The sequence below is a fragment of the Ornithinimicrobium faecis genome, assembly GCF_023923225.1.
Lineage (GTDB): Bacteria > Actinomycetota > Actinomycetes > Actinomycetales > Dermatophilaceae > Ornithinicoccus > Ornithinicoccus faecis.
In genome coordinates this window covers 1,867,419-1,881,779 of record NZ_CP099489.1, presented here as the reverse complement: position 1 = coordinate 1,881,779, position 14,361 = coordinate 1,867,419, and the positions used below count along the sequence as shown (strand labels likewise).

Here is a 14,361-nt window from a genome sequence, read left to right as displayed (position 1 = left end):
GTCACTGGAGCACCCCCCGCCGGGCCCGGTCCACACCGAGATATTTGCCGAGCCCATCAGCCGCGAGGTTGAGCCCGACGACGAGCACCGACAAGGTGACGATCGGGGCGAGCGTCCCTGCGGGCGCCACGGTCAGTGCGGTGCGGTTTTCCTGGATCATCAGTCCCCAGTCCGGTGTCGGTGGGTTCACCCCGAAGCCGAGGAAGGACAGTGTTGAGACCAGCAGCACCACCCAGGAGGCGCGCATCGCGAACTCCACCAGCACCGTGTCCAGGATGTTGGGCAGCACCTCGCGGCGGATGATCGCCAGCGAGCTCTCTCCGCGGGCCCTGGCTGCCGTCACATAGTCGGACGAGAGCACCGGGAAGGTGGCCCCGCGCACCACCCGGGCGACGGCCGGGATGTAGACGACCGAGATCGCGAGCACCAGCACCCACAACCTGTTGCCAAAGACCGAGACGATGAGCAGCAGGGCGAGCACCGCGGGCACGGCCAGGACGGCGTCCAGCAGCCGGGTGATCCCGGCATCGACCCACCGTCCGTAAAAGGCCGCGAGCGTGCCGACCAACGTCCCGACGAGCACCGCCACAGTGGTGGCCAGGAACGACACGAGCAGGGCGAAGCGCCCACCCTCCAGGGTCCGGGACAACACGTCGCGGCCGTATTGGTCGGTGCCGAGCCAGTGGTTGGCGCTGGCCCCGACCAGAGCATTGTCGGAGTTGGTGCTGATCGAGTCATAGGGCGAGATCCAGGGGGCGATGACCGCCAGCAGGACCGTCAGACCCACCATCACCAGACCGACCTTGGTGCCGGTGCTCAGTTCCCGCAGACGGATCACCGGGCCACCTCCTCGGTGCGGCGACGGCTGCGCGGTTGGTGCAGGGTCCGCTGCTTGGGGTCGGCGGCCAGGGCCAGCAGGTCAGCGACCAGGTTGGCGGTGACATAGACCAGGGCGCTGAGCACCGCGATGGCCTGGAGCACCGGCAGGTCCCGGGTCGAGACCGAGTCGATCATCAGCTTCCCCAGCCCGGGATAGTTGAACACCGACTCGACGACCACGACACCGCCGAGCAGCCAGGCCACATTGATCGAGATGACCGGAAGGACAGGCAGCAGGGCGGTTGGGGCGACGTGCCGCCAGAGCACGGTGCGCCGCGGGACGCCCTTCAGCGTTGCCGTCGTGGCATATTCCGTGGCGAGCCCGTCGATGGTTGATGAGCGCATTGCCCGCAGGATGTAGGCCGTCATCGAGATCACCAGAGTCAGCGCGGGCAGCACAACGGCCGGCAGCAGCTCACCGAGGGTCGCGTCGGGCCCGGACAGGACCGTGGCCGGGAACACGGGCACCAGGATCGCGAACAGCAGCACCAGGACGGTTGCGACGACGAACTCGGGGATGCTCATCGCGACCAGGGCAAGCACCGAGATGCTCGAGTCGGTCCGGCTGCCACGACGGGCCGCGGCCCAGACGCCGAGCAGCAACGCGAGCGCGATCCCGACGACCATGGCGGGGACGGCGATCAGCAGCGTGCGCCCGAACGCCCCCCAGATGGTCGCGGACACGGACTCCCCCGTGACCAGCGACTCCCCGAAGTCACCGGTGACGGCGTTGCCGAGCCATTCCACGAACCGGGCCCACACGTTGGTGTCCAGCCCGAGTTGTTGGCGCAGTGTCTCGACCGCTTCGGGGGTCGCGTTCTGCCCCAGCAGCTGCTCGGCCACATCGCCGGGGAGTGCCTGCACCGCGAAAAAGACCAGGAAGGCGGCGAGGAAGAGAGTGATCAGGCCGGTGCCCAGGCGGATGGCGATGAGTCGTGCCACGGCTCAGCCCTCCCGCAGGCCGAGGGCCAGGTAGTCGAACTCGAAGCCGTACTCGTCGTAGTTGACGACGTCCTGCGAGAGACCGACCAGGCGGTCACCGAAGACCGGGGTCAGGTCTGCCGAGTCCTCAACGATCAGGCGCTGCGCGTCCTGATATTTCTGCAGCCGACTGGCGTCATTCGTGTCGGCCCGTGCGGAGTCCAGCAGCTGGTCGAACTGCTCGTTGGACCAGGCTGACTCGTTGTAGGACGATCCGGTGCGGAAGATCTGGTTGAGCAGCTGGTCGATGGGCCGGCCGGTGAACCAGTAGCTGACCATCAACGGCTCAGCCATCCAGATCTGGGTGTAGTAGGAGTCCGCCGAGGTGTTGGTGATCTGCAGGTCGATCCCGGCCTGGCTGACCTGGCTGGCGAAGGCCGTTGCGATGGCGGTGAAGTTGGGCTCGTAGGCGGAGGTGTAGATCCGGGTTGAGAAGTCCTCCTGGCCGATGGATTTCAGCAGGGCCTTCGCCTGCTCCGGATCGTGCTCGCGCTCCTCGCTCATCCAGGCCTTGAGCTGCGGGGGCACCGGGTTGTCCCACCCCGGCGTTCCGGTCCCCTGCAGGGCGGTGGACAGGATGGCCCGCGGGTCGTAGGCGAGTTTCATCGCCTGCCGCATCACCGGGTCGGAGAACTCCTCGCTGGTGGCGAGCATCGGGATCGTGTACCACTGTGCGTTCTCGACGCGGGCGACTGTCGTCCCCGGCGAGCTCGCCACGACCCGCGCGGTGGGGTTGTCCAGATTGGTCTGGGACAGCAGGTCGACCTGACGAGCCAACAGCGCATTCACCCGCGCCGAGGTGTCCTGGATCGAATAGAACTCGATCCGATCCAGCGTCGCCCGACCGCCGAAGTAGTCCTCGTTGGCACGCACGACGCCCGCCCCGGCCGGAGTGAAACTCTCCAGGGCAAAGGGTCCGGTGCCGATCCCGGTCCGCCCGATGTCGGCAGCGGAGTCCTCCGGGATGATGTAGCACTGGTAGGCCGTCAGCAGCGAGGGGAACTCCGCGTTGGGGGACGTGAGCCGGAACCGGACGGTCGTCGCGTCCACCGCCTCAATCTCATCGATCTGGTCCAGCGCTCCCGCCTGCGGGGACGCCGTGTCCGGGTCCAGGATGTGTCCGTAGGTGTAACGCACGTCCCGCGCCGTCAGGGCCCGCCCGTCGTGGAAGCGCACTCCCTGTTGCAGCGCGAAGTCCCAGGTCATGGCATCCGCGGAGGATGACCACTCGGTGGCCAGGTCAGGCACCGTCGCCCCCTCGCGGTCCAACTTCACCAGGCGGTTGTAGACGGCGCCCAGGTATTCATAGGCCGACAGGGAGCTGGCCGGATCGAGAGTCTCGGCAGCGTTCGCGGCTGGACGGGCGATGCGCATCGTGGCGCCAGCGCTGGCCACCCCGGTCGCCGCCTGCTCGGGCAGCCTCAAAGACGGTGCGCCACAGGCAGAGAGACCCAGGGCAGCCGCTCCGCCCAGCAGACCACCCAGGAAGAGTCTGCGATCGATGGTGGGAGTCAAGGAGTTCGCCTCCGAACTAATCGTTCAGATGCACGATACGCCGCTTCGGGCGATCTGGCCTGTCATCCCCCGAACAGCAGCGCGCCCCCCACCTCGTGCGAGGTGGGGGGCGCGTAAGCCCTCGAGTCCGAGGGTGAGCTGCTCAGGTCAGAAGGGTCCCTCGTCGCGGCGCTTGTCCCAGCGCTCCTCGAAGCGGTCCATCAGGCCGGACTTGGGGCCCTTGCCGCTGGCCTGTTTGCGGGAGGCGTCGGTGGCCTTGGTGTGCAGGGTGACGTTGCCCTTGGCGTCCACGGTGCCCAGGGTCGCGCCCTTGGTGCGGGGGGACGTCATGGCCCAGACACCGCCGAAGACCATGGCGGCGAAGCCGAGGCCACCCACCCAGATCTGACCGCTGGTGACGGCGAGGACGACCATGCCGAGGCCAGCGATGGCGATCAGGAGGCCGAGCGCTGCTCGACGCCGTCGGGCACGGGCCTCGCTCTTCCCGACCAGGGACGTTGCAAATCGTGGGTCCTCGGCATAGAGCGCTTGCTCCATCTGCTCAAGAACTCGCTGCTCATGCTCCGAGAGCGGCACGGTGACCTCCCTGACGGTCGACTTCGGTCCGCCACCTGTGGCGGTGACGGTGACGTCCTCGCGGGTGACGACGACGTCCTTCTCTAAGGATAGGCCGGGAATCGCATCTGCGGTAGCCGGGCCTTTACCTTCAAGACGCTCTGCAGGGCAAAAAGGTTTCCTGAGCCGCCGTGATCCGTGCCTCACCGCCTCGCAAGAGCCGTCCCCCGAGGCGACCAGGCGGCGGCTCCCCACGGTCCCCGTGCCCCCTGTGGGCCTCGCTCAGGTCGGGGGCGACCCTCGTGATCACCGCGCGCCTCGTCCCGGACGACCAGGCTGGCCGGGCGCACGATGCCGCTGCCGAACTTTTCCACGGCCCGGTCCATCGCCCGCTCCGCGTCCCGCCACCCACGCTCCGGCTCGTCCAACATGCCCTGCACCGGGGTGTCCGCTGCGTCGGTGAGTCCCTCCAACCGGACCCCGAGCAGTCGGATGCGGGCGCGCTGGAGTCCGAGCGCGGCATACAGGGCCGTGGCGGTGCCGAAGATGTCGCGGGTGACGTCCGTGCTCTCCCGCATCGTGCGCGAGCGGGTGATGGTGGTGAAGTCGGAGAACCGGACGGTCAGCACCACGGTGCGCGTCAGCATCCCGGAGTGCCGCATCCGGGTCGCGCTGCGGTCGCTGAGCCGGAGCAGCTGGCGCCGGATCACGGCCGGGTCGTCGACGTCCTGGTGGAAGGTCTCGGAGGAGCCGACGCTGCGCTCGACCCGGGTCGTGGTCACCCGCCCGGTGTCCCGACCCCAGGCCAGGTCCTGCAGGTGGTTGGCACCGTTGGTGCCCATGGCCCGGCTCAGGGTCGCGTGAGGCAGGTGCGCGATGTCGGCGACGGTGCGCAGCCCGAGCCGGTGCAGCGCGGCCTCGGTGCTCTCCCCCACGCCCCACAGTGCACTGACCGGCAGCGGGTGCAGGAAGTCGACCACCTTGTGCGGCGGGATCATCAGCATCCCGTCCGGTTTGGCGGCGTTGGACGCCATCTTGGCCACCACCTTGGTGGGGGCACCGCCGACCGAGCAGGTGATCTGTTGCTCGTCGGCGATGGTGTCGCGGATCCACTGGCCGATCTGCGCCGGGCTGCCCAGCCGTCGCTGAGCGGTGGAGACGTCCAGGAACGCCTCCTCCATCGAGACCGGCTCAACCTGGTGGGTCACCTCGGAGAAGACGGCCATCACCGCCGCGGAGATCGCGCTATAGAGGTCATAGTCGGGCCGGACGATCTCTGCCTGTGGGCAGAGGCGGCGCGCCCTGGCCATCGGCATCCCAGACCGTATGCCGTAGGCGCGGGCCTCGTAGGTGGCCGACAGCACCACGCTGCGCATCCCGCCACCGATGACGACCGGGGTGCCGACCAGCTCGGGCCGGGCGATCAGTGACGCCGAGGCATAGAAGGCGTCCATGTCGACGTGCAGGATCGTGCAGCCGCGGTCGTCGACACCGGCCCCGGGCGGCGGTGCCATCTCGTGCGTGCCCACCAGCGCCCCCTGACCGGTCGACCCCACCAGGCCGGCTGCGCTCACCACCCCGCACTCCCAGGACTGGAGTGCCACAGCTTGCTGCCCGGACCGGCCGGCTTGGTGTCGGCATAGGGCGACTGCTTGAAGCCTGAGGCGTGCAGCAGCACCCGTCGTCCTTGCTGCTGGTCGGCCCGGCGAGCCCGGGACTCCTGCTCCCGGGCACCCGCCACCGCGTCGTGCTCCACGGAGTCCATCAGCTCGCGCACCGCGTCGATGCCCCCGGTGTCGTAGGCACGGCCGAGGGCGGTCATCTCCCAGGCCCCGGTGGCCCGCAGCGAGATGCCACGTGGCCCGGTCCGCCGGGTGACGCCGCGCACGACCATCAGGAAGGAGTGGAAGACCGTCTCGGCAAACGGCCCCTGGACGTCCTCGAAGAAGGTGGCGTCGCTCGGACCGGTGCCGTCCTCCAGAGTCAGGAAGACCACCCGCCGACCGGAGCGAATCGGCGGCGTCTGGGTCGCGACCTTGGCCCCGGCGACCAACACCTCGGTGCTGTTGCGCTGCCCGAGCAGCTGGTTGGCCGGGATGACCCCGAGGGCCGTCAGCATGGGCTGGAAGGTGGTGGTCACGTGGGAGCTGACGTCCATCCCGAGCACCTCCAGCTCGGCCAGCATCTGCTCCTGCGGTGTCATCTCCGGCAGCCCACTGCCCGAGAGCAGCACCGGCTCGTCACCGAGGTCGAGGGTCAGCTGGGTGGGGTCGGCCTGCCGCGGGTGCCAGGTCCGGCGCCCCTTGGCCTGCGCGCTGGTGCGGTCGGCGACCTCTCCTGCCACGGAGGCAGCCGCGGGCAGGGTGGGGGCGACCTTCCGCGCCCGGGCACGGCTGCGGGACACCGTCGGGGCGCTCCACCGCTCGAGCTCGGCGACGTGCAGCAGCAGGTCGCGGCGGGTCGGCCCCTGCCGCAGTGTGCTGGAGCGGGCGGTGCCCACCCCGTGCAGCTGGTCGAACCCGCCCGCCAGCACCAGCCGCTCCACGACCGGTCTGCTGACCCGGGCGCGCTGCCACAGGTCACCGAGTGAGTGATAGGGCTGACCGGCGATGACCCGGGCGACCTCGCCCTCGCTGATGCCCTTGACCTCGGCCAGGGACAGCCGGATGCCATAGCCGCCGGCTCGCTCCTCCACCTGCGCCAGGTGTTCATCGACCGTGTCGCCTCTGCCCGCCCGTGCAGGACGCCCCGCGGCCTCGTCCCAGTCCGGCTCCACCCGCTCCACGCGATAGGTCTCCCCCGAGGCGTTGACGTCGAGCCCGAGGACGTGCACGCCCATGGCGCGGGCCTCCTCAAGAATCAGGCGCTTGGGATACATCCCCGGGTCGTGGGTCAGCACACCGGCCAGGAAGGCCGCGGTGTGGTGCGTCTTGAGCCACGCGGAGTGGAAGGTCGGCACCGCGAAGGCCGCCGCGTGTGCCTTGCAGAACCCGAACGAGGCGAAGGCCGCCAGCACGTCCCAGATCGCGTCGACGTCCTGCGGCGCATAGCCCCGGGCAGCCGCTGCCGGACGCCACCAGGACTCGACCTCGGCCTGTCCCTGCGGGGTGCCCAGCGCCCGGCGCACCTCATCGGCCTGGGCGAGGGTGACGCCGGTGGTCTCGGCGACCAGCTGCAGCACCTGCTCGTGGAAGACCACCACTCCGCCGGTGTCCTCCAGATAGGGGATCAGCGAGGGGTGGAGATATTCGGGCTCGGCCCACCCCTGGCGGGCGTTGAGGAAGGGCCGGACCATGTCGGACTTCACCGGGCCGGGCCGGAACAGCGAGATGTCGATGATGATGTCGCCGAAGGTCTCCGGCCCGAACTTGCCGATCAGCTCGCGCTGGCCGGGTGACTCGATCTGGAAGCAGCCCAGGGTGCGCGCCGACTTGATCAGCGAGAACGTCTCGGTGTCGTCATAGGGCACCTGGCTCTGGTCGTCCAGGTCGACCTGCACGCCGTCGACCCGCTCCACCTCGGCGACCGCGTGCGCCATCGCCGACTGCATCCGGATGCCGAGCACGTCGAGCTTGAGCAGCCCCAGGTCCTCCACGTCGTCCTTGTCGAACTGGCTCATCGGGAACCCCAGCCAGCTGGCCTCCACCGGGGTGCGGTCCAGCAGCCCGGTGTTGGACAGGATCACCCCGCACGGGTGCAGCGCGATGTGCCGGGGCAGCCCGTCCAGGCTCTCGACCATCTCAAACATGGTCTGCATCCGTGGGGCGTCGAAGCCGTGCCGACGCAGCTCGGGCAGGTCGCGCACCGCAGCGCGGGCATCCTTGGCCCGGATGTGCGGGAAGGCCTTGGCGATCACGTCGATCTCCCCCGGCGGCAGGCCCAGGGTGGCGGCGACGTCGCGGATGGCGTGGCGCACGCGATAGGTCTCCATCATCGACACACAGGTCACCCGGTCCGAGCCGAACCGCTCCAGGATCTGCTCATAGATCTCGGTGCGCCGGGCGGACTCCACGTCGATGTCGATGTCGGGCAGCTCAGCGCGCAGCGGGGAGCAGAACCGCTCCATCAACAGGTCGTGCCGGATCGGGTCGACCCCGCTGATGCCCAGCAGATAGTTGACCAGGCTGCCCGCCCCGGACCCCCTCGCAGCGACCCGCACGCCCATCTCCCGGATCAGGTCACAGACGGCGGAGACGGTCAGGAAATAGGTCGGATAACCCAGCCCCGCGATGACCCGCAGCTCATCGTCGAGCCGGTCATGCACCGACCTGACGTATGCCGAGGGCTGGCCTGCGTAGCGCCCGCTCACGGCCGCACGGACTCGCTCGGTGAGCACCTGCTGGGCGTGGCCGGTGCCGGTGACTCCGACCACCTCGGGCTCGGGCAGGTGGACCTCGCCGATGCCCAGGTCGCTGCGCGGACTCTGCACGCACTGCCGGGCCAGGCCCGCGGTGGCGGCCAGGAGGTCGGCCGCCCGCACGGACGGTCCGACCGAGTCGGCGACCCGCTCGGCCACCGCGTGCATCTGACCCGTGCCGGACAGGTGACCGGCGGTGCTGACGCGGTCCAGGTGCCGCTCGTCGAGAGCGACCATGCGCCGGGCCGCGTCGAGGATGTCGACCACCCGCGCCTGCTCGGGGGTGGCGTGCCGCACCGCGGCGGTGAGCACCGCGGGCAGCTCGGCCTCCAGCGCCAGTGACCACAGCCGCGCCGCGTGCTGCACGCTGGCGGGGCTGTCCTCCGGCCCGCCGTGGCAGACCACCTCGATGACCAGCGCACCGGCGGGCAGGGCCTGCTGCCAGCGGCGCAGCAGATCACGGGCCAGCCCGACCCGGCGGCGCAGCAGCGCCCGCCCGACGTCGGAGTCGGGCCCGAGCAGCACGGCCACGGGGGTGATCTGCTCCCCACGATCGCCCACGGGTGCGGCCGCCCGCGCCAGCAGCTCGCGGGTGGTCCGGGGGCTGCCCCGCTCACCGGCCAGGTGAGTCTGGGTGATCAGCCGGCACAGCCGCGACCAGCCGATCCCCGGCTCCAGGCCAGCAGCCTGCCCCCGCGCCAGCACGGTCACCCGCGGGTGCTGGTCGTCGACCAGTGCACCACCCTTGACCGGCTGCGCCCTGGTCGAGCGGCCTCCCCCGAGCGCGTCGGCACCGGTCCAGCGGATGCCGGCCTGCTGCACCTTGTCGTCCTGCGGGCGCCCGAGCGAGCCGGCAGCCCCGTTCGCAAACCCTCGCCCAGAACCGGACCCGGACGCCTCCCCTGACTCACTGACGGCCAGGTCGACGCCGAGCACCGGGGAGATCTCGGCCCGGGCACAGGCCTGCACGAAACGCACCGCGCCATAGGCACCGTCCCGGTCGGTCAGCCCGAGCGTCGACTGCCCCAGCTCCACGGCACGCTCCACCAGCGCCTCTGGTGTCGAGGCGCCATAACGCATCGAATAACTGGAGGCGACGTGCAGGTGCGCAAACTCTGATGTCGCCGGGCTCGATGTCGCCGGGCTCGATGTCGCCGGGCTCGATGTCACGGGGCTGATTGTCACGGGGCTCACCAGGGGGTGGTCGGCGCGAGCTCACCGGGCAGCGGCTCGGCGAACGGCAGGTGCAACGCGGCGCGGACCAGCTCCAGGAAGGACTCGCTCTGACGCACCAGGTCGTCGGCCTCCCGTGCACTGACCCCGCCGGAGGCCCGCTCCAGCGCCAGCCGGCGCCGACCGCTCGCGGCGAAGAAGATCGCCCACTCGCCGAGCTCCGGTGCGATGCCGGGCAGCACCTCCCACACGCTGCGCGGGCGGGACCGGCCAGCAGTGACGGTGCGGGCTGCGACCAGGGCAGCTGCGGCTCGCAGTGCCGCCAGGTGGGCCTCGGTGTAGCGCTCGGTGGCGGTGGGACTCTGGCAGGCCTGGATCAGGCCGGCGCGGGAGCGGTCGAGCAGGTCCAGCACCGTGCCTGCCGACGCCCCCACTGATGCACCCGCCGGCGCCTCCTGTGTGCTCATGATGGTCATCTCTCTCCTCCTCAGTCGGCGACGCGCACCAGGCGCCACCGGTCGTCCTTGGTCAGGTCATAGACCCCTGTCTGCATCAGTCGTCCGGCGCTGGCCTCCACACGCCAGACCTCGCGCTCCAGCTGCTCGGTGGTGACCTCCGTCGTGGTGACCCCTGCCGCGGTGATCTCCGCCGTGGTGCCCCCTGCCGAGCTCCCTACTGAGGGAACCCCCGCAGAAGTGAGCCCTGGGGACTCCTCGCCCCACGGCATACGCCACCAGGGCAGTCGCTGGGTCCAGTGCTCGAGCACCGCCTGCACGACGTGCAGCCGCCCCCGCCAGAGGAAGGCCGTCGGCACCGTCGCGACGTCCACCCCGGCCGGCACCACCACCCGCCGCCCGATCTGTGGGACGCCCAACCGCACCTCGACCGGGTCTGCATATCTCCGGCTCATCACGCCTCCCTGGCTCGCACTGTCAGACCGAGGTGGTGGACTGCTCCGTGAACGCCCTCACCAGGACCTCCCGGGGCTGACTCCCACACCGCGGATCGAATCTTTGTTCGATAGGACAAATGTACGACACCCCACTGACATCGTGTCAACCCCCGACCAAACTCTGTGGACAACGCCGTAGGCTCATCCCGTGCCCACTCCCCACCCCATCGACACCCCGCAGCTGCGCGAGCGCCTGCAGAGCGCGCTCGATGAGAACCTCGCCCACCAGCGGGAGGTCCTGCACGAGCTCGGCGACCAGGTGGCCCACCTGGTCGACGAGATCGCCGCGCTGCTCAGCGGCGGCAAGCGACTGCGGGCCGCCTTCCTCTATTGGGGCTATCGCGCCCTCGGCGGCCCGGACTCCCCCGAGCTGATCCGCGCCGCGAGCTCGATGGAGCTGTTCCAGGCCGCCGCGCTGCTCCATGACGACGTGATGGACGACTCCGACCTGCGCCGGGGCCGCCCCACCGCGCACCGCTCTTTCGCCGCGAGCCACCACGAGCACGCCTGGGCTGGCGAGTCAGCACGCTTCGGTCACGCCGCGGCGATCCTGGCCGGCAACCTCTGCCTCACCTGGTGCGACAGCACGTTCTCCGCCTCGGGCCTTCCTGCGACCGAGATCGCTTCTGCCAGAGGCGAGTTCGACAACATGCGCACCCAGCTGATGGGCGGGCAGTATCTCGACGTCCTGGACGCCGCTCAGGGCTGGGAGGGGCTGGATCACGCCGAGCGACTCGAGCGCTCCCGCACCGTGATCCGTTACAAGAGTGCGAAATACAGCGTCGAACAGCCTCTGCTGATCGGGGCCCGCGCCGCGGGGGCCGGGACAGACACGCTCACTGGACTGTCGGCATACGGCATCGCTCTGGGTGAGGCCTTCCAGATCCGCGATGACGTCCTGGGCGTCTATGGCAATCCGCAGACCACCGGCAAACCGGCCGGCGACGACCTGCGCGAGGGCAAGCGCACCGTCCTGATCGCACACGCCCTCGCCCTGGGGAGCGAGGAAGACGTGGCCACCCTGCTCGGACTGCTCGGCCGAGCAGACCTGACCGACGAGCAGGTGACCGTATGCCGTGACCTCCTCGAGCGCGTCGGTGCGGTCAGTGCAACGGAGGAGATGATCTCCACCATCGCCGCCAGGGCCTTGGAGGCACTCCAAGCCACCCCTGGCCTGACCGACGAGGGCCGCGCAGCCCTGGCCGACCTCGTGGAGATCAGCACGGCTCGCGCCACCTGACGGCAGGCCACACGCCCTAGACTGAGAACCATGACTTCGACCAGCGACGTCTTTGAGTCGGCCCTCACTTTGCCCGAGAGCGAGCGGGCCGACCTGGCGCACCAACTCATCGCCAGCTTGGAAGAGCCGGCGGATGATCCTGCCGTGGTGGCCGAGGAGTGGAACGCCGAGATCAGGCGCCGGCTAGCCAGCGTCGAGTCGGGGACGACCGTCGGAATCCCCTGGGCCCCGGCCTGACCGACGAGGGCCGCGCAGCCCTGGCCGACCTCGTGGAGATCAGCACGGCACGCGCCACCTGAGGCGATGAAGGTGCCACACACCGTTGACGAGATCCTGGCCCACGCAGACGAGTTCGCCGCGCGGTTCGAGTCCTACGAACCGATTCCTGCTAACGAGTTGGACGCGAGCGCGATCACCCTGCTCCGCTCCCCCCAAAGCAATGATCGTGACTGACTCAGGAGCGATCGCTGATGGCCCTCTTGATCCACTCCGGTTCCCGATGCGTGTGGGCGAGCAGTTGCACGCGGATGTGCTGGCTATCGACACGGTAGGTCAGCAGGTAGGGGAAGACCCCAAGCACCATCCGTCGGACCTCGTCGTACAGGTGCCGGCCCGCTAGAGGGTAGGACTCGATCAAGTACAGCGTGCGTTCAAGCTCGTCGGCGAAACGAAGGCCCAGTTCCGAGTCGATGTCCGCATAATGCTCGGCCGCGACTGCCGCGTCCCCCTCGATCGCGGGTGATAGGTGGAGGACATAGGAGGTCACCGAAGCCGGGAACGCACTCGCTGCATGAGTTCACCAACAGTCAGCGGATCGACAGCACCAGTCACGAGCTCAGCATCGCGTCGCTCCAACTCAGCGACCTGCTCCTGGGTGAGTGTGAAACCGTCATCAACACCCTGCTCCAGGTAGTGCAGCAAATCGCGGCGCTCGGTTTCACTGAGCTGATCAACTGTCGCCTTGAGCGCTGGCCTCACCATGACACAAGCCTACGCGGCCAAGCGATTCCCGTCACGCGACGCAGCCACGGACCCAAAAGGGCAGTCAACGGCCACCCGGCCTCGCCTGGTGTGGACGAGGCCGGGTGTGACGTGGGCAGTGGCTAAGCCGACTGTTGCCTCAGACGATCGCGAAGGTCGCCCGCACAGGCACCTGGTTGCCGAGGCTGTCGAGCACCGGGCAATGACGCTCGACTGTCTCGACCAGCTCCTCGTAGCGCTCCTGCGTCTCGGAGCCGGAGATCTGGACGGCCACGTCGATCGATGAGAAGCCGGGCCGGACATTGGGGTCGATGCCGAAGAACCCGCGCAGGTCGAGCTCACCGGTCAGCGCGATGTCGATCTCCTCAACGGCAATTCCGAGCTTGTCGGCCCAGACCTGGAAGGTGATGACCTGGCAGGCGCCGAGCGCGCCGAGCAGGTGCTCGACGGGGTTGGCGCCCTTGTCGGTGCCGCCGAGCCCGGCAGGCTCGTCGATCGTGTAGCGGTGGGCGCCGGCCTGCACCGTGACCTCGGTGGCGGTGCCGGTGACGAGAGTGGTGCGCACCTCGGGACGGATGATCTGGGGCTCGCCGACAGAGGTGTCCTGGGAAGCGGTGCTGGTCTGGGCGGTGGTGCTCGTGGCTTGAGACATGGGTCTACTCCTTCGCTGCGTCATCGTGGACGCGACGGGTTGAGGTGGTTCCTGACGTGGGGTCCGCGAACGGACAGGTCCGGCAAGCCGGGGAGCGGTCAGGGACGACAACCAGTGGAGTGGACGCGCGAAAAGTCGATGTGGCGCCGCTTGGTCAGCAGCAGAGGATGATGTTCGTGGGTCACGCGGGGCCTTCCTCATCTTTCCCGCAGCGTGCGGGACGGACGTGGCACCCGATCGATCGGCGGTCTCGCAGCTGCGAGCGCTTGATCTGGGTTGCCGGGGCGTCACCGGGCCGTTTCCCTCTGCCCCTCTGGATGAGCGATATGTGGTTGTGGTCGCACAGTAACCCGTGGCACGTGGGAATGACAAGGGACTCCCAGGCCCTCACGTACGGTGCCGTCATGATGCGGGAACAACGTGTGCTCCTCGAGCACCTGCGGGCGGAGCGGTCACACGTGCTGGCGAGTGCCGCCGGGCTCAGCGAGGCGGATATGACCAGGGTCGTCGCGCCGTCCGGATGGTCATTCGCCCAACTGCTGAACCACCTTGTCTATGACGTCGAGATCTTCTGGGGCGGCGCGATCGTCGGTGGAGATGACGAGGCGATAGCCCGCATCCGGGACGGCTGGAAAACTCCGGTCATCTCGGGGGCTGAGTCCGTCGAGCAGTATGAGCGCTGGACCAGCCGCGTGGACTCTGTGCTCACCCGGGCAGACCTCGACGCACCACCGAGTTGGTGGCCCTCGGAGGAGGTCTTTCCGTTTCCACCGTTCGCAGACGCACGGCATTGCGTCTTTCGACTCCTCGTCGAGACCGCCACGCACGCCGGCCACCTGGACATGGCCCGCGAGGCGATCGACGGTCACCAGTATCTCGTCGTCAACTGACGAGTCTTCCTGCGCGTGATTCCTTGTGGAACTGCTCTATTGGTGCGTCAGCCGGGGCTAGCCGTCCCGGGCAAATTGAGCCATGCCGTGCGACCGCCGTGGCCCAGACCAGCGGATATGTGCCCTTGCTCTCGCGACGGCAGCTGGGTTGGCTGCCCTGGGAATGCTCCTCACCACCCCGTGGAT

15 protein-coding genes and 1 riboswitch are annotated in these 14,361 nt (G+C 69.1%); of the genes, 4 read left to right on the top strand and 11 right to left on the bottom strand.

Going from position 1 to position 14,361, the window contains the following annotated elements; translation table 11 throughout:
- Position 1: 1 nt before the first annotated feature.
- The 8 genes from NF556_RS08685 to NF556_RS08650 form a co-directional block, all read right to left on the bottom strand.
- Complete coding sequence (locus NF556_RS08685; protein ID WP_252595241.1) at positions 2-838, bottom strand: ABC transporter permease; 837 nt, start codon at positions 836-838, stop codon at positions 2-4.
- Positions 835-1,821, bottom strand: a complete 987-nt coding sequence (locus NF556_RS08680) for an ABC transporter permease (RefSeq protein WP_252595240.1) — start codon at positions 1,819-1,821, stop codon at positions 835-837. Before NF556_RS08680 ends, NF556_RS08685 begins: the two co-directional genes overlap by 4 nt.
- Before the next feature lie 3 nt (positions 1,822-1,824).
- Complete coding sequence (locus tag NF556_RS08675; RefSeq protein WP_252595239.1) at positions 1,825-3,375, bottom strand: ABC transporter substrate-binding protein; 1,551 nt, start codon at positions 3,373-3,375, stop codon at positions 1,825-1,827.
- A 147-nt stretch (positions 3,376-3,522) separates the two neighbouring features.
- Positions 3,523-3,951: a DUF3040 domain-containing protein gene (locus tag NF556_RS08670; RefSeq protein WP_252595238.1), complete on the bottom strand. Its 429-nt coding sequence runs from the start codon at positions 3,949-3,951 to the stop codon at positions 3,523-3,525.
- A 182-nt stretch (positions 3,952-4,133) separates the two neighbouring features.
- A complete protein-coding gene (dinB, locus tag NF556_RS08665) occupies positions 4,134-5,444 on the bottom strand; it encodes a DNA polymerase IV (RefSeq protein WP_252595756.1) in 1,311 nt (436 codons plus the stop codon).
- Between the two features lie 56 nt (positions 5,445-5,500).
- Positions 5,501-9,457, bottom strand: a complete 3,957-nt coding sequence (locus NF556_RS08660) for a DNA polymerase III subunit alpha (protein ID WP_256829654.1) — start codon at positions 9,455-9,457, stop codon at positions 5,501-5,503.
- A 20-nt stretch (positions 9,458-9,477) separates the two neighbouring features.
- Positions 9,478-9,927: an SAV_6107 family HEPN domain-containing protein gene (locus NF556_RS08655; RefSeq protein ID WP_252595237.1), complete on the bottom strand. Its 450-nt coding sequence runs from the start codon at positions 9,925-9,927 to the stop codon at positions 9,478-9,480.
- Between the two features lie 20 nt (positions 9,928-9,947).
- Positions 9,948-10,370 (bottom strand): DUF6504 family protein, encoded by a 423-nt coding sequence (locus NF556_RS08650; protein ID WP_252595236.1) that lies wholly within the window; start codon positions 10,368-10,370, stop codon positions 9,948-9,950.
- A gap of 190 nt (positions 10,371-10,560) precedes the next feature.
- On the opposite strand from NF556_RS08650, the gene NF556_RS08645 reads away from it, so the two are divergent.
- From NF556_RS08645 to NF556_RS08635, 3 genes are all read left to right on the top strand, one after another.
- The gene (locus NF556_RS08645; protein WP_252595235.1) at positions 10,561-11,652 is read left to right on the top strand and encodes a polyprenyl synthetase family protein; all 1,092 of its coding nucleotides are present in this window, start codon (positions 10,561-10,563) and stop codon (positions 11,650-11,652) included.
- A 30-nt stretch (positions 11,653-11,682) separates the two neighbouring features.
- A complete protein-coding gene (locus tag NF556_RS08640) occupies positions 11,683-11,889 on the top strand; it encodes an addiction module protein (protein WP_252595234.1) in 207 nt (68 codons plus the stop codon).
- A gap of 66 nt (positions 11,890-11,955) precedes the next feature.
- Positions 11,956-12,105: a hypothetical protein gene (locus NF556_RS08635; RefSeq protein ID WP_252595233.1), complete on the top strand. Its 150-nt coding sequence runs from the start codon at positions 11,956-11,958 to the stop codon at positions 12,103-12,105.
- A gap of 1 nt (position 12,106) precedes the next feature.
- On the opposite strand, the gene NF556_RS08630 is transcribed toward NF556_RS08635, so the two are convergent.
- The 3 genes from NF556_RS08630 to NF556_RS08620 all read right to left on the bottom strand — a co-directional run bounded on the left by NF556_RS08630 (position 12,107) and on the right by NF556_RS08620 (position 13,285).
- Positions 12,107-12,418 carry a type II toxin-antitoxin system RelE/ParE family toxin gene (locus NF556_RS08630; protein ID WP_252595232.1) on the bottom strand — a complete coding sequence of 104 codons (312 nt, stop codon included), beginning with the start codon at positions 12,416-12,418 and terminating at the stop codon, positions 12,107-12,109.
- Positions 12,415-12,633, bottom strand: a complete 219-nt coding sequence (locus NF556_RS08625) for an addiction module protein (protein WP_252595231.1) — start codon at positions 12,631-12,633, stop codon at positions 12,415-12,417. Before NF556_RS08625 ends, NF556_RS08630 begins: the two co-directional genes overlap by 4 nt.
- Positions 12,634-12,772: 139 nt before the next feature.
- Positions 12,773-13,285: an OsmC family protein gene (locus NF556_RS08620; protein WP_252595230.1), complete on the bottom strand. Its 513-nt coding sequence runs from the start codon at positions 13,283-13,285 to the stop codon at positions 12,773-12,775.
- A gap of 194 nt (positions 13,286-13,479) precedes the next feature.
- Positions 13,480-13,609: riboswitch (SAM riboswitch) on the bottom strand.
- Positions 13,610-13,689: 80 nt separating this feature from the next.
- Between NF556_RS08620 and NF556_RS08615 the strand changes: the two genes are divergently transcribed.
- A complete protein-coding gene (locus NF556_RS08615; RefSeq protein WP_252595229.1) occupies positions 13,690-14,175 on the top strand; it encodes a mycothiol transferase in 486 nt (161 codons plus the stop codon).
- Positions 14,176-14,361 lie beyond the last annotated feature (186 nt).